Raw genomic sequence first — 25,899 nt, forward strand, 5'->3', positions numbered from 1 at the left:
GAGATGTGCGGGGGTGACCCGGCCGGGGGGCGAGGAGGTCCCCATGCGCGTAGCACCGCTCACCGGTGTCGTGGCCGTGGCGCTCACGGTCGCCGCTTTCCTCCTGCTGGGCGACACTCCGGGGACCGGCGCCCCCGGCCGCGAGGTCAGGTCGTACTACGACGGCCATCGGGCACAGACCGGAGTGAGCCTGTATCTGCTGGTCATCGCCGCGGTGCTGTTCGTCTTCTTCGCCGCGCACCTGGCCCGCGCGGTCCGGGACGTTCCGCCCGGCGGCGAGTGGCTGCACCGCGTGGTCCTCGCGGGCGGCGTCCTGCTCGCCGTCGGCTTCCTGGTGGGCGCGGCCCTCACCCTGGCCCTGCTGGACCTCTCGGACAAGTCCTCGGCCTCCCCTCAGGCGCTCCAGGCCCTCAACGCGCTCAACGAGGACTTCTTCATCCCGTTCGTCGCCGGGATGGGCCTGATGCTCCTGGCCGCCGGCCTGGCCACGGTCCGCGCCGACGGCTCGCCGCTGCCCCGCTGGCTGAGCTGGGCCGCGCTCGTCCTCGGCGTCCTGGTCTTCATCCCCTGGGTCGGCTTCTTCGCCTTCGCGCTCGCGGGCCTGTGGGTGATCGTCGCGAGCGTCCTGTTGGCCCGCAGGCTCCGCACCAGTCAGAGCCTATGAGAGCGTTTTCATTCCCATAGGCACGGCGACGCACAGCCCTGACCTGCCTCAACTCCCCGCCTTTGTCAGAACTGTTGACCCCTGCATGAAAGCGCTTTAACTTCCTCTTCGGTCCGACCCATCAGGAAGAGGGAGAGCCTTGGCAGTCGTCCGACGAAAACGCTTCCAGAGCAGGACCCTGTTCCTGCTGATGCTGCCCGGCCTCGCCTACTTCCTGCTCTTCCACTACGGCGCGCTGGTCGGCAACGTCATCGCGTTCAAGGAGTACGTCCCCTTCGACGGCCTGTGGGGCAGCCCCTGGACCGGACTCGGCAACTTCCGGCGGATGTTCGAGGACACCGCGTTCTGGGACGCGGTGCTCAACACCGTCTGGATCGCCGTCCTCCAGCTCGTCTTCTACTTCCCGGTCCCGCTCGGCCTCGCCCTGCTGCTGCACAGCCTCACCTGGAGCAGCGTCCGCCGGTTCGTGCAGTCGGTCGCCTATCTCCCGCACTTCATCTCGTGGGTGATCGTCGTCGCGCTCTTCCAGCAGCTGCTCGGCGACACCGGACTGCTCAACTCCGGCCTGGACGGCATGGGGTTGCACAGCGTCGACATCATCGGCAACCCCGACGCCTTCAAGCCGCTCGTCGTCGCCCAGGTCATCTGGAAGGACGCCGGCTGGGGCACGATCATCTTCCTGGCCGCCCTCGCCCAGGTCGACGAGCAGCAGTACGAGGCCGCCGCGATCGACGGGGCGGGCCCCTGGCGGCGCTTCTGGCACGTCACCCTGCCCGCCATCCGGCCGGTGATCGTGCTGCTGCTGATCATGCGGCTCGGTGACATCCTCTCCGTCGGCTTCGAGCAGATGCTGCTCCAGCGCGACGCGGTCGGCCCCGAGGCCTCCGAGATCATCGACACCTTCGTCTACTACCAGGGCATCGTCGGCGGCGACTACGGATTCGCCGCCGCCGCGGGCGTGTTCAAGGGCGTCGTCGGCGCCCTCCTCGTCTACGCGGCCAACAAGGTCGCCCACCGCCTCGGCGAACAGGGGGTCTACAGGTGAGTGCCCAGGCCCGTCCGGGATGGATGGAGAAACCGAAGCCGGTGACCCAGGCCGCGAAGGCGGTGGCCCTCGCCGTGGTCGTCCTGCTGGTCTGTGTGCCGTTCCTCGTCATCGTGTCGACCTCGCTCGCCTCCACCGAGGAGGTCGTCGACAACGGGGGCTGGGTGCTGTGGCCGACCGAGCCGAGTCTCAAGGCCTACCGGGACATCCTCGACGGCGGGATCGTCACCCACGCCCTCGGCGTCAGCGTCGGCGTCACGGTCGTAGGGACCCTGCTGAGCCTGCTGTGCACGGTCACCCTCGCCTACGCCCTCGCCCGCCCCGGAGTCTTCGGCGGCAGGCCGGTCCTCCTCCTCGTCCTGTTCACCTTCCTCTTCCCGCCCGGCATGATCCCGAGCTTCCTGCTGGTCAAGGAGCTCGGCCTGCTGGACAGTTACGCCTCGCTGGTCCTGCCCGTGCTGGTGAACGTCTTCAACCTGGTCGTCCTGCGCGGGTTCTTCCAGGGCATCCCCGACGAGCTGTACGAGGCCGCGCGCCTCGACGGGGCGGGGGACTGGCGGGTGCTCGTCTCCGTCGTACTGCCGCTGTCCAAGGCCGCGTTGGCCGTCGTGGGACTCTTCTACGCGGTGGCCTACTGGAACTCCTGGTTCTACGCCTCCCTCTACCTGGAGAGCGACCACTGGCCCCTCCAACAGGTGCTGCGCACCTACGTGGTGGCCGGGTCCGGGCTCACCGACGCCACCACCGGCGAGGGCACCGTCACCGCCCCGCAGACCGTGCAGATGGCGGTCCTCGTGATCGCCACGGTGCCGATCCTGCTGATCTACCCCTTCCTGCAGAAGTACTTCACCAAGGGCGTGCTCACCGGCGCCATCAAGAGCTGACCCGAGCTGACACAAGCCGACACGAGGTGATCACCCATGCCCAGCATGTCCCGACGCACCCTGCTGCTGTCCGCGGCCGCACTCTCCGTCCCCGGTGCGCTGACCGCTTGCTCCACCGGCTCCGGCGACAGCGACGTCTCCAACGCGGGCAAGAAGCTGGCCCCCTGGCCCGCGTACAGGGCCGCGAGCGGTCCGAAGCCGGATCTCGCCCCCACCGAGGCGGGCGTCCAGGCCGGATACACCGCCTACCCCGCCGACCTCGTCAGGTCCGTCTCCCGCACCCCCGGCGACGGTTCCACCGTCAAGGTCATGTCGGTGTCCTTCGGCACCCCGCCCAAGCCGTCCTCGGCGAACCGGTTCTGGGCGGCCGTCGAGAAGGCGCTGGGCGTGAGGATCGAGTACACGATCGTCTCCCAGGCCGACTACCAGAAGAAGATGGCCACCGTCATGGCCGGAGACCCCGACACCCTGCCCGACATCATCAACCTGTTCTCCGGCTTCGTCCTGCCCCGCGAGGCCGAGTTCGTGCAGCGCCGGGCCGAGGACCTCACCCCGTACCTCTCCGGCGAGGCGATCGCCGACTACCCGAACCTGGCCGGGATCCCCACCCACGCCTGGCAGGACATGGGACGCATCGGCGGCCGCCTCTACGGCATCCCGCTGGAACGCCCGCTGCCCGGCTCCACCCTCTGGCTCAACCAGGGCCTGTTCACCGACGCAGGCATGAAGGAGGGCTGGACCTCCGAGGACTTCGCCGCCGTCGCCCGGCGGGCCACCAGCGGCCGCACCTACGCGCTCGGGGCCGCCAACGGCTCCCTGTTCGGCAACGCCGTGCACGCCGCCGCCCACCACGCGCCCAACGAGTGGGCCGTCACCAAGGACGGCACCTTCCAGCACTGCGCCGCCGACGAACGCTACAAGGCGGCCATCGCCTTCCAGGCCGAGCTCCGCAAGAACGGCTCCTACTACCCGGACTCCACATCCGTCTCCCAGATCGACCTGACCACCCTCTACTACAACGGCACCGTCGGCTCCATGCAGGACGGCTTCGGCGCCTACCTCCCCAAGTACCGTGAGTCGCAAGGCAAGTTGACCCCGGCTGCGGCCCTCCCGTACAGCGTGGACGGCGAGCCCGGCGGGATCGTGGCCGCCCGCCGCTCCTTCGGGTACACCGTCCTGAAGAAGGCCAAGAAGGAGCGCGTCGAACTCCTCCTGCGCATCCTCGACTACCTCGCCGCCCCCTTCGGCAGCCAGGAGTGGGAGCTCGTCCACTACGGCGTCGAGGGCACCCACTTCACCCGCGGCAAGGACGGTTCACCCGAGCCGACCGAGCTCGGCGAGGTCGAGAACAACACCAACCTGCCGCTGAAGTACCTCGCCGAGGGCCCGCAGGTGCTGTTCGTGCCGGGCATGCCGGACGCCGTACGGGCCCTGCACTCCTGGCAGCAGAAGGTCGTGCCGCACGCCATCCGCAACGCCTCCAACGGCCTGCAGTCCCGCACCAAGAACGCCCAGGGCACCACCCTCAAGGCGTTGCTGGACGACGCCGTCACCGGGATCGTCGCCGGGCGGCTGCCGCTGTCCGAGTGGGACGCGGTGGTCAAGAAGTGGCGGGCCCAGGGCGGCGACAGAATGGCCGGGGAGTTCGCGAAGGACTACGCGGCCAACACATGAGGCGCCGCCGGTGGAACAGGAGACGCGGGGGATGGAGAACGACATGACGGACACGGGGTCCAGGCGGCGGGTCACGATCCGTGACGTGGCCGAGCGGGCGGGGGTGTCGATGGCGACGGCCTCACGCGCGCTCAGCGGCAACCACCCGGTACCGGCCGCGACCCGGGCCCGCGTGCTGCGCGCCGCCCGCGACCTCGACTACGTCGCCAACGCGCACGCCCGGGCGCTGGTCGGCGGCGGCCGCAAGATGGCCGCCGTCGTCGTCCGTCAGGTCACCAGCCCCTTCTACGCCCAGGTCGCCGAGGGGGTGGAGGCCGAGGCCGCCGACCGCGGCTGGCTGTGCGTGGTCGGGGCGACCGGCGGGGATCCGCAGCGGGAGATGGAGTTCGTGCAGCTGATGCGGGAGGAGGGGGCCCGGCTGGTCATCCTCGTCGGCGGGGTCGTCGAGGACGACGCGTACCGCTCCCGCGTGGCCCACTACGCGCAGGCCCTCGACTCCTCCGGGGCCCGGCTGGTGCTGTGCGGCCGTCCCGCCCCGGACCCCGAGATCCCGGCGCTGGTCGTCGAGTTCGACAACGAGGCGGGGGCCCGGGCGATCACCGGGCACCTGCTGTCCGCGGGGCACCGGCGGATCGTCTTCCTCGGCGGGCTGCCCGGGAACACGGCCCTCGACGCGCGCGTCGCCGGGTACCGGGCCGCGCTCGCCGAGCACGGGCTGCCCCCCGGGGCGGCACGGGTCGTCGACTGCGGGCTGGGACGGGCGGCGGGGCTGCGGGCGATGGCCGAACTGCTCAAGGCGACCAGGGAGTTCACGGCCGTCGTCGCCGGGGACGACATGGTCGCCGCGGGGGCGCTGCGTGCCATCGCCGACGCCGGGCTCGGTGTGCCGGCGGACATCTCCGTCGTCGGCTACAACGACATCCCGCTCGCCGAGGACTTCAACCCCCCGCTGACCACGGTCCGTACGCCCGCCGAGGAACTCGGCCGGGCCGCCGTACGCATCGCCCTGCGCGACCCCGAACACGCCGCCGGAAGCCACCATCTGCTGGGCACGCACATCGTCGTACGCCGAAGCGTCGCCCCACCACCGACCGACGGAGGACTCACCCCCGTATGACCGCGCCGCATGTGTCGCTCCCCGACGACCCGACGCACCACCCCGACCTGCCGCCCACCGACCCCCTGCGCTCTCCCGTCACCGGCTGGACCCGCGCCCACTGGGAAGCCGTCGCCGACCGGCTGCTCGACGGACTGCTGCCCTACGCCACCCCCGGATTCGCGCAGTACCGGCTGCCCGGGCCGCCCAGTCACTCCGGGGCCTGGTCCGACGGCCTCGAGGGGTTCGCGCGGTCCTTCCTGCTCGCCGCCTTCCGGATCGCCGGGTCGGCGGGGCAGGTCGGTCCCGCGCTCGTCGAGCGGTACGCCGCCGGACTCGCCGCCGGTACCGATCCGCACCACCCCGAGCACTGGCCGCCGATCACCGACCGCGCCCAGCCGATGGTGGAGGCGGCCTCCGTCGCCCTCGCGCTGCACGAGTCCCGGCCCTGGCTGTGGGACCGGCTCGACGACCGGGTGCGTGGCCAAGTGGTCGAGTGGCTCGGCCACTTCGTCGGGGCGACGGCCAACGACTCCAACTGGCGGCTCTTCCAGGTGATCACGGAGGAGTTCCTGGCCTCCGTCGGGGCTCCGCACAACCGGGCGGAGATCGACGCGGGACTCGCCCGGCTGGACGACTGGTACCGGGGCGGCGGCTGGTACACGGACGGCGACGGGAAGAAGTTCGACTACTACAACGGCTGGGCGCTGCACCTGTACCCGGTGCTGTGGGCCCGGATCGCCGGACCGCGCGCCGACCCGCGGACCGTGGCCCGCCATCGCGACCGGCTGCGCGAGTTCCTCGGGGTGCACCAGCACTTCTTCGGCTCCGACGGCGCCCCCGTCCACCAGGGCCGCTCCCTCACCTACCGCTTCGCGGCCGCCGCCCCGCTCTGGGCGGGCGCCCTCGCCGACGCCACCCCGCTGCCGCCCGGCCTCACCCGGCGCCTGGCCTCCGGCACCCTGAGGCACTTCACCGAGCGCGGCGCCCCCGACGAACGCGGCCTGCTCACCCTCGGCTGGTACCGGCCGTTCCCGGGAGTGCTCCAGCGCTACTCGGGCCCCGCCTCCCCGTACTGGGCCAGCAAGGCGTTCCTCGGCCTGCTGCTGCCCGCGGACCACCCCTTGTGGACGGCCCCCGAGGAGCCCGGCCCCGTCGACACCACCGACACCGTCCTCGCACTCCCCGCCCCCGGCTGGCTGATCCACTCGACCGCCTCCGACGGGATCGTCCGCCTCGTCAACCACGGCACCGACCGCCTCCCGCCCCCACCGGCCACGGACGAGGACAGCCCGCACTACGCCAAGCTCGCCTACTCCACCGCGACCGCCCCCGAGACCCCCCTCGGCCCCGACAACCACCTCGCCCTGCTCGCCCCCGACGGCACCCCGTCCCCCCGCGGCCGTATCCACCCGCTGCACTGCGAAGGCAGCAGGGCCGCCTCCTGGCACCGCGCGCTCGGGCACCGTGTCGAGACGGTGAGCGTGGTCCACGGGCCGTGGGAGATCCGCGTGCACCGCATCTCGGGAGACAACGTCCCGGTGCGGGAAGGGGGTTGGGCACTCGCCGACGACGCCGGGCCGCCGACCGCCGAGTCCGGTCCCGGCTGGGCGCGGGTCCGCCGGGCGGCGGACGGACTGACGAGCGCGATCGTCGGACTGTACGGCTGGGGAGAGGGCGCCGGAACGGTCGTGGCGGCCGAGGACACCAACGCGTACGGCCGGCACTCGGCCACGCCCGTCCTCGAAGGCGCCGGGCCGCTCCTGGTCACCCTCGTGATGCTCGGCACGGGCCCGTACACCGGAGCGCGGGCGCTGGTCGACGCCGAAGGGGTTGTGGAGGTGCGGTTTCCGGACGGTGCCACGGAACGGGTGGGCCCATGGGAACGGAGGTGAGGATCAAAGGTCCTTCTCGGGACCGATATGGCGAAGGACCGACTCGAGATCGCCTGCGGCGACCAGCCCGTCGATGACCTTGACCATGGAGGACAGGCCGGCGTCACGCACGATGAGACCGTCCCAGCACCACCAGTAGTCGCCCTCCAGCGCCCCCGACTGCCGGTGATGGTCCATGAGCCGGTGCACCTCGTCGAGCGTGAACACGGTGCCGCACCAGCGATCGCCGTCGTCACGGGTGACCCACATGTCCACGTTGCAGACCTCGTCCAGGTCCTCTCCCTCATCGGGCACGAAACAGATCTCGTACCCGTCACGCCTGACTCGGTAAAAGGGACCGTCCCACATGTGAGCTCACCCCTTCGACAGCGTCACCGCCTGATCCAGCGCCTGGAGGAAACGGTTCACCGTAACCCGGTCCCGCACCGCGAGTCGCAGCCATTCCTCGCCGAGTCCCGGGAACGTGTCCCCGCGCCGCACCGCGAAGCCCAGGTCGCGCAGATGCCGTCGTACGACAGTGGCCTTCGGCAGGCGTACGAGGACGAAGGGGCCCTCGGCCGGTTCGGCCACCCGGAGGCCGTCCGGGGCGAACTCCCGCAGGCCGGCGACGAGATGGGCCCGGTCGGTGGACACGCGGTGGGCCGCGTGGGCGGCCTCGGCCAGGGCCCGCGGCTCCATGCACGCCACGGCCGCCGCGAGGGCCGGCGTGGACACCGGCCACAGAGGCTGGGCGCGCTCCAGGGCGGCGACGGTCTCCGGGGCGGCGAGGACGTAACCGATCCGGAGACCGGCCAGGCCCCACGTCTTCGTCAGGCTGCGCAGGACGACGAGCCCGGGCACGTCCGTCCGCCCGGCCAGCGCCTCCCGCTCGCCCGGCACCGCGTCCAGGAACGCCTCGTCCACCACCAACGTCCGCCCGGGACGCGCCAGTTCGGCGATCGTGGCGGCCGGATGCAGGACCGAGGTGGGGTTGGTCGGGTTGCCCACGACGACGAGGTCCGCGTCCTCGGGGACGGCCGCCGGGTCGAGCCGGAAGCCGTCCTCCTCCCGCAGCAGCACCCGGTCCACGGAGTGCCCGGCGTCCCGCAGGGCCGCCTCCGGCTCGGTGAACTGGGGGTGCACCACCACCGCGTGACGAACCGTCAGGGCGCGCGCGAGCAGGACGAACGCCTCGGCGGCCCCCGCCGTCAGCAGCACCCGTTCCACGGGCAGCTCGTGCCGGGCCGCCACCGCCGCCCGCGCCGCGCGGCCGTCGGGGTAGGCGGCGAGCCCGGTCAGCGAGTCGGCGATCCGCTCCCGCAGCCAGAGCGGGGGAGTGTCCGCGCGGACGTTGACGGCGAGGTCGGTGAGCCGAGCCCCGTCGTCCCGCACCTCGGCGTCACCGTGGTGCCGCAGGTCATGGCCGCCGGTGCGGTCAGTGCGCATGGGTGTGGGCGCCGTGGTGGTGGCCGTCGTGGTGATGGCCGTCGTCGTCCGGGTGGAAGTGCGGCTGCTGCGGCAGGCCCACCTTGTCCTCGAAGCCCGGCAGCGCGATGCGGTACACGCACGAGTCGCAGTTCATCCGCAGATCGCCCTTGACGGCCTCCTCGTACCGCTCCATCACCAGGTCCAGCAGCTCCGGCTCCGGACCGATGACCTCCGCCGAGCGCACCTCGATCTCCGGGTGCGCGGCCGCCCAGCCCTCGGTCTGGTGCTTCACCCGGTCCGGCAGGATGCCGGTGAACAGGAAGTAGGGCAGTACGACGATCCTGCGCGCCCCCAGTGCCACACAGCGGTCGAGGCCGCTCGGCACGTCCGGCGCGGCCAGCGACACGAACGCCGTCTCCACGCCCGCGTACCCGCGCCCCTCCCACAGCAGCCGGGCCGCCTTGTACACCTCGGCGTTGGCGTCGGGATCCGTGGAGCCCCGGCCGACGAGCAGCACGGTCACGTCCGCCCGGTCCATGGGGGTACGCCCCCCGGTCGCGCCCAGCGCCTCGTCCAAGCGCCGCTCCAGCACGTTCAGCAGGGCCGGGTGCGGGCCCAGCGGGCGCCCGTAGGTGTACGAGATCCCGGGGTGGCGCTCCTTCTCGCGGGACAGCGCCGCCGGGATGTCGCCCTTGGCGTGCCCGGCGGACACCAGCATCAGCGGCACGGCGGCGAACCGGCGCACGCCGCGCTCCACCAGCTCGGTCACCGCGTCGCCCAGCGGTGGCGGGGACAGCTCGATGAAGCCACCCGCGACGGGCAGTTCGGGGTGGCGGGCCCCCAGCTCCCGGACGAAGTCGCGGAACGCCTCGGCTCCGGCGTCGTCCCGGGTGCCATGACCGGCGATGAGCAGGGCGGGCGGCGGGGTGGTCACGATGTCTCCTCGGACTTCTCGACAAGAGGGTGGTACAGCAGGGCGTTGAGCGCGGCGGAGGCGACCGCCGAACCGCCCTTCTCGGACACGTTGCTCACGGCGGGCAGGCCGCTCTCGCGCAACGCGGCCTTGGACTCGACCGCGCCGACGAAGCCGACGGGCAGCCCGATGACGAGGGCCGGGGCCGCGTCCAGGGTCAGCAACTCCTCCAGCGCGGTGGGGGCGTTGCCGATCACCCAGATCGCCCCCGGCCCGACCTGCTGGTGGGCGAGGCGGATCGCGTGGGCCGAACGGGTCAGTCCCGGGCCGGACTTGGCGTCCCTCAGCCGGCAGACGGTCTCGCGCCGGGTGATGCCGGCCGCGACCATCTCCACGTCGGTGACGACGGGCGCGCCGGAGTGCAGCGCGGCGTGCGCCTTCTCCAACTCGCCCTCGTCCATGACGAGATCGGTGGCGTACTCCAGATCGGCGGCGGAGTGGATGACCCGCTCCACCACCGCCCGGGTCAGCGGCGGGAAGTGCGAGGTGTCCAGGCGGGCGCGCAACCGCCGGTAGGACTCCACCTCGATCGGGTGGACGACACGGTTCACTTGGCGCCCTCCTGCCAGCGGTAGCCGCGCGGCGTCACCATGCGCCCCGCGATGTCACGGGTCGCCGTGTTGCCCACGGTCACGACCGTCATCATGTCGACCGTCGCCGGGTCGAGAGCGGCCAGCGTCGTCAGCCGACCGGACTCGTCCGGCCGCGACGCGTTCCGTACGACCCCGACCGGCGTGGCCGGCTCCCGGTGCTCGGCGAGGATCGCGAGCGCCTTGGGCAGCTGCCAGTCCCGTCCCCGGGAACGGGGGTTGTAGAACGTGACCACGATGTCCGCCTCGGCCGCCGCGCGCACCCGCCGCTCGATGACCTCCCACGGGGTGTGCAGGTCCGAGAGGCTGATGGACACGTGGTCGTGCCCCAGCGGGGCCCCGAGGATCGCGGCCGCCGCGAGCGCCGCGGTCACCCCGGGGACGCCGACCACGTCGATGTCGTCGGAGGCCTCGGCGAGCGCGGGCGAGGCCATGGCGTACACGCCGGCGTCCCCGCTGCCGATCAGCGCGACGGCCTGGCCCTTGCGGGCCTCGTCGACGGCCGTGCGCGCCCGCTCCTCCTCGGCCCCGAGCCCCGACTCCAGGATCCGGGTGCCGGGCCGCAGCAGATCACGGATCTGGTCGACGTACTGGTCGAGCCCGACCAGCACCGAAGCCCGCTCCAACTCCGCCTTCGCGCGGGGCGTGAGCAGGTCCCGGGCGCCGGGACCGAGCCCGACGACCGCGAGCCGGCCGCGCGCGGGACGCCGTACGACAGCGCAGGTCGCCATCGCGGGCCGGGCGCCCGACTTCCGCTTGGGGACGAGGAGTTCACCGCCTTGTACGAGCGCCGCGGCCTCCGCGACCGACGGCGTGCCCACGGCGGCCAGGGGCGCGTCCGAGGGGTTGGGCACCTCCACGGCGGCCAACTCCTCGGCGGAGTGGGTGAGAAGGGGCACCCCGAGCCGCTCGGCCGCCGCCACGATCCCCGGCTCCTCGGCCTTGGCGTCCACGGTGGCGAGTCGGGCGACGCTACGAGGGGACAGTCCCGCCTCTCGCAACGAGTCCTCGATCAACTCCAGAACTTCCTCGGTGGGCGCGCCCTTCGAGGCGCCGACGCCGACCACGAGCGTGGGCGGCCGCAGCACGACCTCCCGCTCCGAGAGTTCGACGAGCCGGTCCGTGACACGGATGCCGTACGCCCCCTCCGGGGCCACCGGCAGCGGAGGCAGCGGCCAGCCCGACTCGTTGTGCAGGGCGACGGGTTCCCCGTCCAGGAGCGCCCGCGACACGGCGGCCACCGCGCCCTCCACCGGCAGCCCGAGGGTGTCGAGACCCGGCACCCCCACCGCGTCGGTCGCCGTCGTTACCACCGGCTCGGCTCCCAGCAACTCCCCGACCTCTCGGGCGAGTTCATTGGCGCCGCCGCCGTGCCCGCCGACGAGGGACACGGCGAACCGGCCGCCCTCGTCGACGCACACCACACCCGGGTCGGACGTCTTGTCGCCGAGCAGCGGCGCGATCAGGCGTACGACCGCACCCGTCGCCAGGAAACACACGAGCTGCTCGCACTCCGCGAACGCCCGCCGCACGCCGTCCCCCACGGGTCCGTCGTACACGCGCGTGCGGTCCGGCCATGCCGCGGCCAGCCGGTCGCGCGCCGCGGTCCCCGCCGCGGTGGCGGAAATGAGGCCGATCACTGAGCAACTCCTTCACGAGAGACGGGGGTTCCGGCACCGTGTCGGGCACCCCACAGCAGAAAGACCGGGTTGGTCGCCGCGAGCCGGGTCACGTCCCCGGGCAGCGGCGCGAGCCGGGACGACTGGAGCAGTACGCCGTCGCAGTCGAACCCGGCGTCGGTGAGCGCCGCGCGTACGGCCGGAACCCGGTCCAGCGCGGCCATGGCGACGACCACGCTGCGCCGGGCCCGGCGCGCGCACACGGCGACGATGTCGGGCAGTTCGCGCCCACCGCCACCGACGAACACGGCATCCGGGTCGTCCAGTTCGGCGAGCGCGTCCGGCGCGGACCCGTGGACGACCTGTACGTCGACCTCGTGTGCGGCCGCGTTGGCGCGGATGCGCTCGATCCCGTCGGGGGCCTTCTCGACCGCGACGACGGCCGCACCGAGCCGCGCACACTCCACCGCCACGGACCCGGACCCCGCACCGACGTCCCACACCAGCTCCCCGAGCCGCGGCCCGAGCCGCGCGAGCGCGAGCGCCCGCACCTCGAACTTGGTGATCATCGAGTCGCGGTGCACGAACTCGTCCTCGACGAGGGCCCAGCCGGGGGGAACGGCTGCAGCCCCGGCGACCGTTCGCACGCCACCGAGGGCGCGCCGCTCGTCAAGACAGAGGACGACACTCATGGCCGTACCCCAGTCGCGGCCCGCGGCCTCGGCAGGGGTGACGCGTTCGACGCGCTCGTCCTCGGTGCCGAGGGCAGAGGCAACGAGGAGTACGCGTTTCAGGGGCGCGGGGCTGTATCGATTTGCGGCTCCGCCGCGGGGCGCGACCAGCCCCGACGCATCCGCAGTCGCCCAACAGCCTTTCTCGGCACCCCCTGCCGCGAGCGCAGCTCCCAACTCTGCAGGCCCGGCCCCCGGCCCCGTGAGCACCGCCACCTTCGGATGAGCCCGGCACACATTCACCGCCGTCCGCAGATCACGCCCATGCGCACTGACCACCACCGCGTCGTCCCACGGCAGCCCCACGCGGGCGAACGCGGCCGCGACGGAGGAGACCCCGGGCCGCACCTCCAGCGCACCGGCACCGAAGCGTTCGGCCAGCACCCGTACGATCCCGAAGAACCCGGGGTCGCCGGAGGCCAGCACGACGACCCGCCTGCCCTTGTCGTGATGCCGTTCGATGATGTCCAGCGCCGGTGCCAGCGGTCCGAGGACGACCCGCTCGGCGTCCGCGGGGACCGCCGCGGCATCCAGGTGCCGCCGTCCGCCCACGACCAGTTCGGCCCCGGCCAGGCACTCCGCGGGCGCGGCCGCCGTCCCCGTACCCACCACCGTGATCATGTGCCGGCACCCCGCGACGCCCGCAGCGCCCGCCGGGCCTCCGGGTCGGCCTTGCGGTACCCGTGGAAGTGACCGGGGTGGTAGAGGTGCGACCGGGTGCCCTCGGAGTCGAGGGCCGGGCCGACCAGGAACAGCGTGTGCTTCCACAGCTTGTGTTCCTTGACGGTCTCCTCCAGCGTCTCGATCGTGCAGCGCACGACCAGCTCCTCGGGCCAGGTCGCCTGGTAGGCGACCACGACCGGCGTGGAGGTCGGATAACCGCCCTCCAGCAGCTCCCGCACCAACTGCCCACTGCGCGCGGCGGACAGGAAGATCGCCATGGTGGTGCCGTGCTTGGCGAACTCCCGCACCTCCTCGCCGGGCGGCATCGGCGTCTTGCCGCCGCCGAGCCGGGTGAGCACGACGGACTGCGCGACCTCGGGGATGGTCAGCTCGCGCTGCGCGAGCGCGGCGACCGCCGAGAAGGCGGAGACCCCGGGCACGACCTCGGTGGCGATGCCGATCCGCGCGCACCGGTCGAGCTGCTCCTGTGTACCGCCCCACAGAGCGGGGTCGCCGGAGTGGATCCGGGCGACCCGGAAACCCTCCTCGTGGGCCCGTTCGTACACGGCGACCACGTCCTCCAGCGACATGGTCGCCGAGTCGAGGATCTCCGCGTCCTCGCGCGCGTGCTCGAGGACCTCCGCCTGCACCAGGCTCGCGGCCCAGATCACGACGTCGGCCTCGGCGATGGCGCGCGCGGCCCGGAACGTCAGCAGATCGGCGGCGCCGGGGCCGGCACCGACGAAGGTCACCTTGCCGGTGGGGGCATCGGCCATGGAAATCGGTCCTCTCATCACAAAAGGTCTTGAAAAGCTCTTACGGCTGCGGTCGGCGCGGTGGCCGGATGTGCGCGAACGGGGGTTGATCGGATACCAAGGCCCTATGGCGGTCTTCGTCGCGCTCGGCGCGTTCCTGATGACGCTGGCCGGCGGCTGGACGGCACAGCGGGTGACCGACCGCCGTCATCTGGTCCTCGGCCTCGCCGGCGGACTGATGCTCGGCGTGGTCGGCCTGGACCTGCTGCCGGAGGCGCTGCACGCGGCCGGCGACGAGGTCTTCGGCGTGCCCGCGGCCCTGCTCCTGTTCGTGGCCGGTTTCCTGCTGGCCCATCTGGTGGAACGCCTGCTGGCCGCCCGCCAGGCCGCGCACGGCGGCGAGGAGCACGCCGGCCGGGCTCCCGAGGTGGGCCTGACGGCCGCCGGCGCGATGGTCGGCCACAGCGCCATGGACGGCGTGGCGATCGGCGCGGCCTTCCAGGTGGGCGGCGGCATGGGCACGGCGGTCGCGCTCGCCGTCGTGGCCCACGACTTCGCGGACGGCTTCAACACGTACACGATCACGAGCCTGTACGGGAACGCCCGCCGCAGAGCGCTGACGATGCTCTTCGCGGACGCGGCCGCCCCGGTGCTGGGCGCCGCCTCGACGTCGTTCGTGACCATCCCCGAGGGCCTGCTCGGCGGTTATCTCGGCTTCTTCGGCGGCGCGCTGCTCTATCTCGCGGCCGCCGAGATCCTCCCCGAGGCACATCACGAACACCCCGCCCGCTCGACCCTGTTGTGCACGGTCGCGGGCGTGGGCTTCATCTGGCTGGTGGTGGGGTTGGCCGGCTGACCCGGCGGGTCTGCAGGGGTTCGCTGAGGGGGTCACAACTTGCCACCCCGGGTGCCGTCCCGCCGCGCGGGCGCGATCAGGGTGGACAGATACGGCAGGGGAGCCCCGTCGAGCTCGCCGGCGGGCCGGATGAACTCGCCCTCGAGACCCAGCGCCGAGCCCCATACGGCGTTCTCGATCCGCCCGGTCTCCCTGAGCGCCTCGGCCACCTCCCCGGCCTGCCGCCCGAACTTGTAGGCGACGACGGTCCCGGGCCCGTTGAGCGCGTCCTTGAGCACGGCGGAACCGGCGGTGACGGGCACGAGCGTGAGCGGTTCGGTGCCCTCGGTCAGCACGGCCCCCGACCTCGCCGCGAGATCCTGCATGGCGGTGATACCGGGCACGGTCTCGACGACGACGCCGGGCACGAGCTCACTGATGGTGTGGGCGAGATAGGTGAAGGTGGAATAGACGTTGGGGTCCCCGATGGTCGCGAAGGCGACGGAGTCGTGCGAGTGAAGCAGCTCGGCGACCCGCTCCCCGGCCGCGTCCCAGGCGGCCTCGCGCCGACCGTGATCGGTGCGCTCATTGAGGGCGAACACGACCCGTACGACCTTCTCCTGCGGCACGTAGTGCAGCACGGTCGCCTCGGCCCGCCCCCGCTCTCCGCCGTCCTTTCCGTCGGGCGCGGCCATGACGGGCACGACGACCACGTCGGCGGCGCGCAGGGCGTTGACACCCTTGACGGTCACCAGCTCCGGATCCCCGGGCCCGACCCCGACCCCGATCAACCTGCTGCTGCTCATGACGTCCGGCACCTCTCCACGAACCGACGGGCGACACCGGGCTGCGAGGCCCAGTGCGTGTGCAGATAACTCGCGTGCACACCACGCTGTACAAAACCTTCGAGCCGCCGCCGGGGCACCCGCACACCCCAGGCCGCGGCGTCCCCCGCCCCCGGCTCCACCACGGTCCGGTGGAACTCGTGCCCTCGCATCCGCGTCCCGGCGACGGCGAGCGAACTGTCACTGACGGCGACGGCGTCCCGGTACCCGAGGGTGAGCTTCTCCTCCATCCGCGCCGAGGCGTCGAGCACCCCGCACATCGGCTGCCCGTCGAGTTCCCGGCACAGATAGAGCAGTCCGGCACACTCGGCGGCGACGGGGGCGCCGGTCTCTGCGAGGGCTGAAACGGCCCTGCGCAGCGGCTCGTTGGCGGAGAGCTCGGCGGCGTAGACTTCGGGGAAACCGCCGCCGATGACCAACCCGCGTGTCCCGTCCGGCAGTTGCTCGTCGCGCAAGGGGTCGAAGACGATGACCTCGGCACCGGCGGCGGTGAGCAGCTCGGAGTGCTCTGCATAGGAGAAGGTGAAGGCGGGCCCACCGGCGACGGCAACTCGTACCGGTCCGTCGGAAGTCGGGTGCGGGTGCGTGGGGGCTGGTCGCGCCCACGCGGCGGTAGCCGCAGATTCAACGCAGCCCCGCGCCCCTGGGTGGGTGACCTGAGCCGAATCCAGCCCTTCCGGCGTTCGCGCCGATTCAGGCCCTCCGGCGTTTGAGGAGCGGGGGTCTGGGGGCGGAGCCCCCGGGGACGGGACGGGTAGGGGCGGCGGGGGCGAAGAAGCCAGGACCTCAGCCGCGTCCCACACCGCACAGGACAACGCACCGGCACCCCGAGCAAGTGCCATCAGCCCCTCAAGATCGCACCCGGCACGCACCTGCTCCGCCATCGCCGCGACGGAGTCGACCGCATCCGCCCGCCGCTCGGCGACCGGCACCAGCCCCAGATGCCGCGAAGGCGTGTCCACCTGCGTCACCCGCCGCAACACCCCGAACACCGGCACCCCGGCCGACTCCAACGCCTCCCGCAGAAGCTCCTCATGCCGGTCGGAGGCGACCTTGTTGAGGATCACGCCCCCCACCCGCACCTCGGGATCCCACGAAGCGAACCCGTGCACCAGAGCGGCCACCGACCGGGACTGCGAGGAGGCGTCGACGACCAGCACCACCGGCGCCCGCAGCAACTTCGCCACATGGGCCGTGGAGGCCAGCTCCCCTTCCCCCGCGGCCCCGTCGAACATCCCCATCACCCCCTCGACGACGGCGATGTCACATCCCCGCGCCCCGTGCAGGAACAGCGGAGCCACCAGCTCCGGCCCGCACAGGTACGCGTCGAGGTTCCGCCCCACCCGCCCGCTCGCGAGCGCGTGGTACCCGGGATCGATGTAGTCGGGGCCCACCTTGTGCGGAGACACGGCAAGCCCCCGCGCGGCGAACGCGGCCATCAACCCCGTGGCGACGGTGGTCTTCCCGCTGCCGGAGGACGGCGCGGCGACGACCAGCCGAGGGACGGAAGCGGACGAGGACATCACCACTCGATACCCCGCTGCCCCTTCTGCCCGGCGTCCATGGGGTGCTTCACCTTGGACATGTCGGTCACGAGATCGGCGAAATCGACGAGCTTCTCGGGCGCGTTCCGCCCGGTGATCACCACATGCTGGGTCCCGGGCCGCTCCCGCAGCACATCGAGAACCTCGTCCGTGTCCACCCACCCCCAGTGCATCGGATAGGCGAACTCGTCGAGCACGTACAGCTTGTACGTCTCGGCGGCGAGATCCCGCTTGACCTGCTCCCAGCCCTCCCGGGCCTTCTCCTCGTTGTCCATCTGGGCGTCCCGCTGCACCCAGGACCAGCCCTCACCCATCTTGTGCCAGTCGACGGACCCGCCCTCCCCGGACGCCCCCAGCACCCGCAGCGCGTTCTCCTCGCCGACCTTCCACTTCGCCGACTTGACGAACTGGAACACCCCGATGGGCCACCTCTGGTTCCAGGCCCGCAGAGCGAGCCCGAAGGCCGCGGTGGACTTCCCCTTCCCGATCCCGGTGTGCACGACGACCAGCGGCCGGTTCCGCCGCTGTCGCGTCGTCAGCCCGTCGTCCGGCACCACACTCGGCTGTCCCTGAGGCATTACGCGGCCCTCCTCTGTACGTCCTTCACGAGCCCTGCGATCGAGTCGGCCCGCAGCTCGTCCAGCGTCACCGCGGTACCCCCGAGTTCACCGGCGAGCTGTCCTGCCAGCCCCAGTCGCACGGGCCCGGACTCGCAGTCCACGACGACGGAGGCGACACCCTCCGCGGCGAACAGCCGAGCCGCCCGCCCCGCGAGCGCGACCGGCTCGGGCCCACCGGTGGCCCGCCCGTCCGTCACCACCACGACCAGCGCCCGCCGCGCGGGATCCCGCAGCCGCTCCACCCGCAGCACCTCGTGCGCCCGCAGCAGCCCGGCGGCGAGCGGAGTACGCCCACCCGTCGGCAGCGTCTCCAGCCGGGCCGCCGCCGCGTCCACGGATGACGTCGGCGGCAACGCGACCTCCGCCGCCGACCCCCGGAACGTCACCAGCCCCACCTTGTCCCGCCGCTGATACGCGTCGAGGAGCAGCGACAGCACGGCCCCCTTCACGGCGCTCATCCGTTGCCGCGCCGCCATCGACCCCGAGGCGTCGACGACGAACAGCACGAGATTGCCCTCGCGGCCCTCGCGCGTCGCCTGCCGCAGATCGTCCCGCCGGACCACGAGACCGCGCCCCGACCGCCCCCGCGCCCGCTGATGGGGCGCGGCCGCCTGCACGGTGGCCGCCAGGTGCAGCTTGGTCAACGCCCCTCGAGGCCGCCGCGCACCGGTCGTGCGCCCGTGCTCGGTCCGTGCCCGCGAGCGCCGTCCGGCAGCGCCGTCCCCGAGCCCGGGCACGCTGAGCATCTTGGTACGGAACGGCTCGGCAGCCCGTGCGGCGGCCTGCTCCCCGGAACCGGCCCCTGATGCTTGCGGCTCACCGCCGTCCCCGGCCTCCGGCTGCGCACCGGACCCCCCGTCGGTCCCCGGCCCGTCGGAGGACGGCGGCTGCCCGCCACCCCCACCGGGCCCGTCCGGGTCGGGGTCCTCGTCGCCCTCGCCGCTGAACTCCTCCAGCGTCTCGTCGAGCTTGTCCTCGTCAAGTCCCGGCGCGTCGAAGGGATTACGGCGCCTGCGGTGCGGCAGCGCGAGCAGCGCGGCCTGCCGGACATCCTCCGCCAGCACATCGGTCCGCCCGGCCCACGCGGCCAGCGCGGTCGCCGTACGCGCCATCACGATGTCGGCCCGCATACCGTCCACCTCGAACGCGGCACAGGTCGCCGCGATCTGCCGGAGCGCCCCGTCGCCCAGCCGCACCGACGGCAACAACTCCCGTGCGGCCACGACCCGTTGCCGTACGGCGGCCTCCTCCTCCGCCCAGCGAGCCGAGAAACCCGCCGGATCGTCGTCGTACGCGAGCCGGCGCCGTACGACCTCCACCCGCTGGTCCGGCTCCCGCGAGGCGGCGACCTCGACGGTCAGCCCGAAACGGTCCAGCAACTGCGGCCGCAGCTCGCCCTCTTCGGGGTTCATGGTGCCGACCAGCAGGAACTTCGAGGCGTGCCGTACGGAGACGCCCTCGCGCTCGACGTACGACGCTCCCATCGCGGCCGCGTCGAGGAGCAGGTCGACCAGGTGGTCGTGGAGGAGGTTGACCTCGTCGACGTAGAGGATGCCCCGGTGCGCGTCGGCGAGGAGGCCCGGCTCGAAGGCCTTCACGCCCTCCGCGAGCGCCCGTTCGATATCCAGGGCGCCGACGAGCCGGTCCTCGGAGGCACCGACGGGCAGTTCGACCATGCGGGAGGGGCGGGTGCCGCCGTTGCCGGGCTCGTGCGGTCCGTCCGGGCAGGACGGGTCCGGCGCGGCGGGGTCACAGGAGAAACGGCAGCCGGGGACGACCGCGACCTCGGGCAGCAGCGCCGAGAGCGCGCGCACCGCCGTCGACTTGGCCGTGCCCTTCTCGCCGCGCACCAGCACACCGCCGACCGCCGGCGACACGGCGTTCAGCAGCAGCGCGAGCCGCAGGTCCTCCTGGCCGACGACGGCCGTGAACGGAAACGGGGTACTCACTTCTCGTCACCCTCCAAGTCGCCCTCGAGCTCCAGGTACGTGGCCCGCAGCCGCTCCAGCGTCTCCGCGTCCGGCTCGGCCCACAGTCCACGGTCGGCGGCCTCCAGGAGCCGTTCCGTGATGCCCCGCAGCGCCCAGGGGTTGGACTTCTTCATGAAGTCCCGGTTCTCCGCGTCGAAGACGTACTCCGCGCTGAGCTTCTCGTACATCCAGTCGTCGACCACGCCCGCCGTGGCGTCGTAGCCGAAGAGGTAGTCGACGGTCGCCGCCATCTCGAAGGCGCCCTTGTAGCCGTGCCGGCGCATGGCCGCCATCCAGCGCGGGTTGACCACCCGGGCCCGGAAGACCCGGTGGGTCTCCTCGCCGAGCGTCCGCGTCTTCACCTGGTCGGGCGTGGCCGAATCGCCCACGTACGCCTCGGGGTTGGCGCCCGTGAGGTGACGCACCATGGCGACCATGCCGCCGTGGTACTGGAAGTAGTCGTCGGCGTCGACCAGGTCGTGCTCGCGGGTGTCGACGTTCTTCGCGGCGACGTTGATCCGCTTGAACGCGGTCTCCATGTCCCCGCGCGCGGCCCGCCCGTCGAGCCCGCGCCCGTAGGCGTAGCCGCCCCACACCGCGTACACCTCGGCGAGGTCGGCGTCCGAGCGCCAGTTGCGGGCGTCGATCAGGGGCAGCAGACCGGCACCGTACGCCCCCGGCTTGGACCCGAAGATCCGGGCGGTGGCGCGCCGCCGGTCACCGTGCTCGACGGTGTCCTCGTCGGCGTGGGCGCGCACGTAGTTGGACTCGGCGGGCTCGTCCAGCTCCGCCACCTTGCGCACGGCGTCGTCGATCAGTCCGACCACGTGCGGGAACGCGTCCCGGAAGAACCCGGAGATGCGGACGGTGACGTCGATGCGCGGCCGCCCGAGTTCCTCCAGACCGATCACCTCGAAACCGGTCACCCGCCGCGAGGCCTCGTCCCACACCGGGCGGCAGCCCAGCAGCGCCAGGATCTCGGCGATGTCGTCGCCCTGTGTACGCATCGCGGACGTGCCCCAGACCGTGAGGCCCACGGACTTCGGGTACTCGCCGGTGTCCTGGAGGTACCGCTGCACGAGCGAGTCGGCGAGCGACTGTCCGACCTCCCAACTCAGCCTGGACGGAATGGCCTTGGGGTCGACCGAGTAGAAGTTCCGGCCGGTCGGCAGGACGTTGACGAGACCGCGGGTCGGGGAGCCGGAGGGCCCGGCCGGGACGTACCCGCCGTCCAGGGCCTTGAGGATGTGGTCGATCTCGTCGGTCGTGCGGGCCAGCCGGGGCACCACCTCGGTGCAGGCGAACTCCAACACGGCGACAGCCTCGGGGAGTTCGGTGCCGAGGACGTCACGGACGAGACCGGGGACGGCCGCCGCGTCCCAGGAAACGGCCTCCATGCCCTCTGCGACCCGCCGGCACAGCTGCTCCAGCAGATCGATCGCGTCGGCGGCCGTACGGGACGGGCCCTCGACGAGGTCGGAGAGCTCGACCGGGACCTTCACCGGCGCCCCCGGCTCCGCGAGCAACTCCTTCTCGACCAGCCCGAAATGGGCGGCGAAGGCGGCCCGCAGCCCCGGCAGGGCGTTGGCCTGTCCGCCCCACACCTGCGAGGCGCGCAGCACAGCCAGCACGAGGTTGACGCGGGCCTCGTCGACCGGACCGCCGCCGAGGATGTGCAGCCCGTCCCGGATCTGCACGTCCTTGATCTCGCACAGATAGCCGTCGATGTGCATGACGAACTCGTCGAAGGTCTCGTCGTCCGGCTGCTCGTCGACATGCAGGTCGTGGTGGAGCTCGGCCGCCTTCACCAGCGTCCAGATCTGCGCGCGGACGGCCGGGGCCTTGGTCGGGTCCAGGTCGGAGACGAGCGCGTACTCGTCGAGCAGCTGCTCCAGCTTGGCGAGGTCGCCGTAGGTGTCGGCCCGAGCCATCGGCGGCACCAGATGGTCGACGACGGTGGCGTGTCCGCGCCGCTTGGCCTGGGTGCCCTCGCCGGGGTCGTTGACGATGAAGGGGTAGATCAGCGGCAGTTCACCCAGGACGGCGTCCGGCGCGCACCCGCCACTCAGCCCCAGCCCCTTGCCCGGCAGCCACTCCATCGTGCCGTGCTTGCCCATGTGGACGATCGCGTCGGCGCCGAACGAGTTGTCCAGCCACCGGTACGCGGCCATGTAGTGGTGCGACGGCGGCATGTCCGGGTCGTGGTAGATCGCGATCGGGTTCTCCCCGAAGCCGCGCGGCGGCTGGATCATCACGACGACGTTCCCGAACTGGAGTGAGGCCAGCACGATGTCGTCCCCGTCGACGTACAGCGAGCCCGGCGGCTCGCCCCACGCGTCCACCATGGCCTGCCGGAGCTCCGGGTCGAGCTTGTCGAACCACGCCTGATAGTCCGCGAGCGGCACCCGCGCGGGGGCGGAGGCCAGCTGGTCCTCGGTGAGCCACTCGACGTCGTGCCCGCCGGCCTCGATGAGCCGGTGGATCAACTCGTCGCCGCCGGAGGGGTATTCCGTGAGCGAGTACCCGGCGTCCCTGAGCGCGTCCAGCACCCGCACCGCCGAAGCGGGCGTGTCGAGGCCCACCGCGTTGCCGACCCGCGAATGCTTCGTCGGGTACGCGGTGAAGACCAGCGCGAGCTTCTTCTCGGCGTTCGGCTTGTGCCGCAACGTCGCGTGCCGTACGGCGATCCCGGCGACCCGCGCGGCCCGCTCCGGGTCGGCCACGTACACCGGGACGTCGTCGGGGCCCTGCTCCTTGAAGGAGAACGGCACGGTGATCAGCCGTCCGTCGAACTCCGGGATCGCGACCTGCATGGCCGCGTCCATGGGGGAGAGGGCCGCGTCGGACGCGTCCCAGGCCGCCCTGGACGTCGTCAGGCACAGTCCTTGCAGCACGGGCACGTCGAGGTCGGCCAGCGCCCCGATGTCCCAGGCCTCCTCGTCACCGCCGGCCGAGGCCTGCGAGGCGTGGGTGCCGCCGGCGGCGAGGACGGTGGCGATCAGGGAGTCGGCCCCGGCGAGGATCTCGTAGAGCCCGGCGTCGGCTCCGCGCAGCGAACCGCAGTACACGGGAAGGGCGTTGGCGCCCTTCGCCTCGATCGCCTCGCACAGGGTGTCCACGAAGGCGGTGTTGCCGCTCAGCTCATGGGCCCGGTAGAAGAGCACGCCGACGGTGGGGCGGCCGCTCTCCCGCGCGTACGAGCCGTGGACGCCGTACTCCGGCATCTTCCGCGGCTCGACGAACCCCTCACCGGTCAGCAGCACGGTGTCGGACAGGAACCGGGCGAGTTCCTCCAGGTTGGCGGGCCCGCCCTCGACGAGGTACCTGAGCGCCTCGGCCACGACACCGGCCGGCACGGACGACTCGGCCATCAACTCCGCGTCGGGAACGGCCTCTCCGCCCAGCAGTACGGTCGGGATGCCCGAAGTCCTCAGCGCGGCGAGCCCGTCCTCCCAGGCCCGCTTGCCGCCGAGCAGCCGTACGACGGCGATGTCCGCGCCCTCGATCAGCGCCGGCAGCTCCTGCGCGACATCGACCCGGGTCGGGTTCCCGATCCGGTACGAGGCGCCGGCAGCGGCCCGGGCCGCCAACAGGTCCGTGTCGGCGGTCGACAACAACAACACTGTGCTCATGCGGGCGCTCCCGGTGGAATGAAAGGCAGTCCTTGCGGCGCGCCGGACTCGATGAGCCGCCACAGCGCGTCCGTGTCCGCGTGCTGTTCGATCAGGTCGCCGAGCCGGTCCAGCTGCTCCTCGCGCAGCGCGGCGAACGAGGTGTCGGGGGCCGGTACGAACCGGCGGCCCGCGGCGGCCGCCACCTCCCGCAGGAAGGCCCGCCGGAAGCCGTCCGACTCCAGCGAGCCGTGCCAGTGCGTGCCCCAGGTCTGGCCGACGCGACAGCCGTCGAGAAAGGGGACACCGCCGCGGACGTCGGCGACCCCGTGATGGATCTCGTACCCCTCGACCGGCTCGCCGAGGGCTTCGCCCACCGGCCGGGTGAGGGTCTTCTCCCGCGCGAACCGCACCCGCACGGGCAGGACTCCGAGTCCGTCGACCGCGCCGACGCGCGATTCGACCTCGTCCTCGATGTGCTCGCCGAGGATCTGGAACCCGCCGCAGATGCCGAGGACGGGCCGCCGCTCGGCGACCCTGCGCCCGATGGCCGCCGCGAGTCCCCGCTCCCGCAGCCACTCCAGCGCGCGGACGGTCCCGCGGGTTCCGGGGATCACGACGAGGTCGGCGTCGGCCAGCTCCTCGGGCCGGTCCACGAACCGCACCACGACACCCGGTTCGGCGGCCAGGGCGTCGACGTCGGTGAAGTTGGACATCAGCGGGATCGCGCAGACGGCGACCCGCAGCACGTCCTCGCCCACCGGGGGGCTCACCGCGGACTCCCGGACCGTCCCGCGCAGGGACACCCGCAGCCCGTCCTCCTCGTCGATCCCGAGCCCGTGCCGGAAGGGCAGAACGCCGTACGTGGACCGCCCGGTGAGGCCGAGGAGCATGTCGAGCCCGGGTTCCAGGAGGCTGACATCCCCCCGGAACTTGTTCACGAGGAACCCGGCGACCAGCTTCTGGTCCTCTTCCGAGAGCAGCGCGACGGTCCCGAAGAACGAGGCGAAGACACCCCCGCGGTCGATGTCGCCCACGACCAGCACGGGCAGCCCGGCGTTCCGGGCGATCCCCATGTTGACGATGTCGGTCCGCCGGAGATTGATCTCGGCCGGGCTCCCGGCCCCCTCACAGATCACCGCGTCATACGTGCCCCGCAACTCGGCGAGACAGTCGAGCACGGTCCCGAGAAGCTTCTGCTGCCGCCCCCCGTGATACCCCCGGGCGCTCAGCTCACCGACCGGCTTCCCGAGCAGCACGACCTGACTGCTCTGTTCGCCACCGGGCTTGAGCAGCACGGGATTCATCAGCGCGGTCGGCTCGACCCGGCAGGCCTGTGCCTGCATGGCCTGGGCCCGCCCGATCTCGGCGCCCTCGCGCGTGACGAACGAGTTGAGGGACATGTTCTGCGCCTTGAACGGCGCGACCCTCACCCCCTGGCGCACCAGCCACCGGCAGATCCCGGCGGTGACGACACTCTTGCCGGCGTCGGAGGTGGTACCCGCGACGAGAAGACCCCCGCCCGTCATGCCGTACGCCCCTTCACCAAGGCACGCGCGGCGACACCTGCGCCGAGCGCGAGCAGTCCGACGCGCCGCGACAGCCGTGCGGCGCGCTCGATGTCGTACGGGGCGACGGCACGCCCCCGCTGATGGAGCGTCGGCCGGTGCTCGACCCGCCCCGCGTACGAGAGGGTGCCCCCGAGCCGGACGCCCAGCGCCCCCGCGAACGAGGCCTCGACAGGCCCGGCGTTGGGGCTTGGATGCCTGCGCGCGTCCTCCCGCCAGGCCTGCACGGCACCCCGGGGACTGTCACCGGCCACGGCGGCGAGTACGGCGGTCAGCCGCGCCCCCGGCCATCCGGCGAGGTCGTCGAGCCGGGCGGAGGCCCACCCGAAACGCCGGTAGCGGGGCGACCTGTGCCCCACCATGGCGTCCAGCGTGTTCACGGCCCGGAAGCCGAGCAGCCCCGGCACCCCGCCGACGGCACCCCACACGAGCGCCCCCACGACGGCGTCGGAGGTGTTCTCGGCGACGGACTCCACGACGGCCCGGGCGATCCCGTCGGCGTCGAGTGCCTGAGGATCCCGCCCGCACAGATGAGGCAGCCGGGCACGGGCCGCCTCGACGTCCCCGGCCTCCAGCGCCCGCCCGATGACCCGGGCCTCCCGCACGAGCGAAGTCCCGCCCACGACGGCCCAGGTGGCGGCGCCGGTGAGCACGACGGAGGCGGTACGGGAGGGACGTACGACCTTCTCGGCGACGGCGCCCAGCGCCACCGCACCCCCCACGCACACGGCGGTGTGCAGCGCGCCCCACCCCCGGTGGTCCCGCCACAGCACCCGCTCCACGGCCCCGGCGGCCCGCCCGAACGCGGCGACCGGATGCCCACGACGTGGGTCACCGAGCAGAAGGTCACCGAGAAGGCCGGCGGCGGCGCCGTACGCGAAAACGCGATCGGCACGCATCGGGTCAGCCG

Annotated in this window: 21 protein-coding genes; 7 read left to right on the forward strand and 14 right to left on the reverse strand. The window is 72.5% G+C overall.

Annotated features, from left to right (window positions below):
- Positions 1–43: 43 nt before the first annotated feature.
- The 6 genes from ABZT02_RS24280 to ABZT02_RS24305 all read left to right on the forward strand — a co-directional run bounded on the left by ABZT02_RS24280 (position 44) and on the right by ABZT02_RS24305 (position 7,258).
- The gene (locus ABZT02_RS24280) at positions 44–664 is read left to right on the forward strand and encodes a hypothetical protein (RefSeq protein ID WP_356020533.1); all 621 of its coding nucleotides are present in this window, start codon (positions 44–46) and stop codon (positions 662–664) included.
- A gap of 190 nt (positions 665–854) precedes the next feature.
- Positions 855–1,709 carry an ABC transporter permease subunit gene (locus ABZT02_RS24285; RefSeq protein ID WP_356020732.1) on the forward strand — a complete coding sequence of 285 codons (855 nt, stop codon included), beginning with the start codon at positions 855–857 and terminating at the stop codon, positions 1,707–1,709.
- Complete coding sequence (locus ABZT02_RS24290; RefSeq protein WP_311713751.1) at positions 1,706–2,593, forward strand: carbohydrate ABC transporter permease; 888 nt, start codon at positions 1,706–1,708, stop codon at positions 2,591–2,593. Before ABZT02_RS24285 ends, ABZT02_RS24290 begins: the two co-directional genes overlap by 4 nt.
- 36 nt (positions 2,594–2,629) lie before the next feature.
- Entirely contained in the window at positions 2,630–4,267 is a 1,638-nt protein-coding gene (locus tag ABZT02_RS24295) for a sugar ABC transporter substrate-binding protein (RefSeq protein WP_356020535.1), read from the forward strand.
- A 43-nt stretch (positions 4,268–4,310) separates the two neighbouring features.
- Positions 4,311–5,384: a LacI family DNA-binding transcriptional regulator gene (locus ABZT02_RS24300; protein ID WP_356020538.1), complete on the forward strand. Its 1,074-nt coding sequence runs from the start codon at positions 4,311–4,313 to the stop codon at positions 5,382–5,384.
- Complete coding sequence (locus ABZT02_RS24305) at positions 5,381–7,258, forward strand: DUF2264 domain-containing protein (protein ID WP_356020540.1); 1,878 nt, start codon at positions 5,381–5,383, stop codon at positions 7,256–7,258. Before ABZT02_RS24300 ends, ABZT02_RS24305 begins: the two co-directional genes overlap by 4 nt.
- A 3-nt stretch (positions 7,259–7,261) precedes the next feature.
- Here the strand turns inward: ABZT02_RS24305 and ABZT02_RS24310 are convergent, their stop codons facing one another.
- Genes ABZT02_RS24310 through cobM form a run of 7 tightly spaced genes read right to left on the reverse strand, consistent with a single transcriptional unit; the run spans position 7,262 to position 14,017 of the window.
- A complete protein-coding gene (locus ABZT02_RS24310) occupies positions 7,262–7,552 on the reverse strand; it encodes a hypothetical protein (protein WP_356020542.1) in 291 nt (96 codons plus the stop codon).
- 60 nt (positions 7,553–7,612) lie between these two features.
- Positions 7,613–8,683: an Rv2231c family pyridoxal phosphate-dependent protein CobC gene (gene cobC, locus ABZT02_RS24315; protein ID WP_356020544.1), complete on the reverse strand. Its 1,071-nt coding sequence runs from the start codon at positions 8,681–8,683 to the stop codon at positions 7,613–7,615.
- On the reverse strand, positions 8,673–9,599 hold the full coding sequence (locus ABZT02_RS24320; RefSeq protein WP_356020547.1) for a sirohydrochlorin chelatase: 927 nt from the start codon (positions 9,597–9,599) through the stop codon (positions 8,673–8,675). The genes cobC and ABZT02_RS24320 overlap by 11 nt, the downstream gene beginning before the upstream one ends.
- Complete coding sequence (locus ABZT02_RS24325) at positions 9,596–10,189, reverse strand: precorrin-8X methylmutase (RefSeq protein WP_356020549.1); 594 nt, start codon at positions 10,187–10,189, stop codon at positions 9,596–9,598. The genes ABZT02_RS24320 and ABZT02_RS24325 overlap by 4 nt, the downstream gene beginning before the upstream one ends.
- Positions 10,186–11,868: a precorrin-3B C(17)-methyltransferase gene (gene cobJ, locus ABZT02_RS24330; RefSeq protein WP_356020551.1), complete on the reverse strand. Its 1,683-nt coding sequence runs from the start codon at positions 11,866–11,868 to the stop codon at positions 10,186–10,188. The genes ABZT02_RS24325 and cobJ overlap by 4 nt, the downstream gene beginning before the upstream one ends.
- A complete protein-coding gene (gene cbiE, locus ABZT02_RS24335) occupies positions 11,865–13,199 on the reverse strand; it encodes a precorrin-6y C5,15-methyltransferase (decarboxylating) subunit CbiE (protein ID WP_356020553.1) in 1,335 nt (444 codons plus the stop codon). Before cbiE ends, cobJ begins: the two co-directional genes overlap by 4 nt.
- Positions 13,196–14,017, reverse strand: a complete 822-nt coding sequence (gene cobM, locus ABZT02_RS24340) for a precorrin-4 C(11)-methyltransferase (RefSeq protein ID WP_356020555.1) — start codon at positions 14,015–14,017, stop codon at positions 13,196–13,198. The genes cbiE and cobM overlap by 4 nt, the downstream gene beginning before the upstream one ends.
- A gap of 106 nt (positions 14,018–14,123) precedes the next feature.
- Between cobM and ABZT02_RS24345 the strand changes: the two genes are divergently transcribed.
- Positions 14,124–14,852: a ZIP family metal transporter gene (locus tag ABZT02_RS24345; RefSeq protein WP_356020557.1), complete on the forward strand. Its 729-nt coding sequence runs from the start codon at positions 14,124–14,126 to the stop codon at positions 14,850–14,852.
- A gap of 32 nt (positions 14,853–14,884) precedes the next feature.
- On the opposite strand, the gene cobI is transcribed toward ABZT02_RS24345, so the two are convergent.
- From cobI to ABZT02_RS24380, 7 genes are read right to left on the reverse strand one after another with little or no spacing between them, the layout of a single operon-like run.
- The gene (gene cobI, locus ABZT02_RS24350) at positions 14,885–15,637 is read right to left on the reverse strand and encodes a precorrin-2 C(20)-methyltransferase (RefSeq protein ID WP_356020559.1); all 753 of its coding nucleotides are present in this window, start codon (positions 15,635–15,637) and stop codon (positions 14,885–14,887) included.
- Entirely contained in the window at positions 15,634–17,199 is a 1,566-nt protein-coding gene (locus ABZT02_RS24355; protein WP_356020562.1) for a cobyrinate a,c-diamide synthase, read from the reverse strand. The genes cobI and ABZT02_RS24355 overlap by 4 nt, the downstream gene beginning before the upstream one ends.
- On the reverse strand, positions 17,199–17,798 hold the full coding sequence (gene cobO / locus ABZT02_RS24360) for a cob(I)yrinic acid a,c-diamide adenosyltransferase (protein ID WP_356020564.1): 600 nt from the start codon (positions 17,796–17,798) through the stop codon (positions 17,199–17,201). The genes ABZT02_RS24355 and cobO overlap by 1 nt, the downstream gene beginning before the upstream one ends.
- Complete coding sequence (locus tag ABZT02_RS24365) at positions 17,798–19,789, reverse strand: putative cobaltochelatase (RefSeq protein ID WP_356020566.1); 1,992 nt, start codon at positions 19,787–19,789, stop codon at positions 17,798–17,800. Before ABZT02_RS24365 ends, cobO begins: the two co-directional genes overlap by 1 nt.
- On the reverse strand, positions 19,786–23,442 hold the full coding sequence (gene cobN, locus ABZT02_RS24370) for a cobaltochelatase subunit CobN (protein ID WP_356020569.1): 3,657 nt from the start codon (positions 23,440–23,442) through the stop codon (positions 19,786–19,788). Before cobN ends, ABZT02_RS24365 begins: the two co-directional genes overlap by 4 nt.
- Positions 23,439–24,950, reverse strand: a complete 1,512-nt coding sequence (locus ABZT02_RS24375; RefSeq protein WP_356020571.1) for a cobyric acid synthase — start codon at positions 24,948–24,950, stop codon at positions 23,439–23,441. Before ABZT02_RS24375 ends, cobN begins: the two co-directional genes overlap by 4 nt.
- Positions 24,947–25,888 (reverse strand): cobalamin biosynthesis protein, encoded by a 942-nt coding sequence (locus ABZT02_RS24380; RefSeq protein ID WP_356020573.1) that lies wholly within the window; start codon positions 25,886–25,888, stop codon positions 24,947–24,949. The genes ABZT02_RS24375 and ABZT02_RS24380 overlap by 4 nt, the downstream gene beginning before the upstream one ends.
- Positions 25,889–25,899: the final 11 nt, after the last annotated feature.

The sequence above is a fragment of the Streptomyces sp. NPDC005402 genome (assembly GCF_040606575.1).
Classification (GTDB): domain Bacteria; phylum Actinomycetota; class Actinomycetes; order Streptomycetales; family Streptomycetaceae; genus Streptomyces.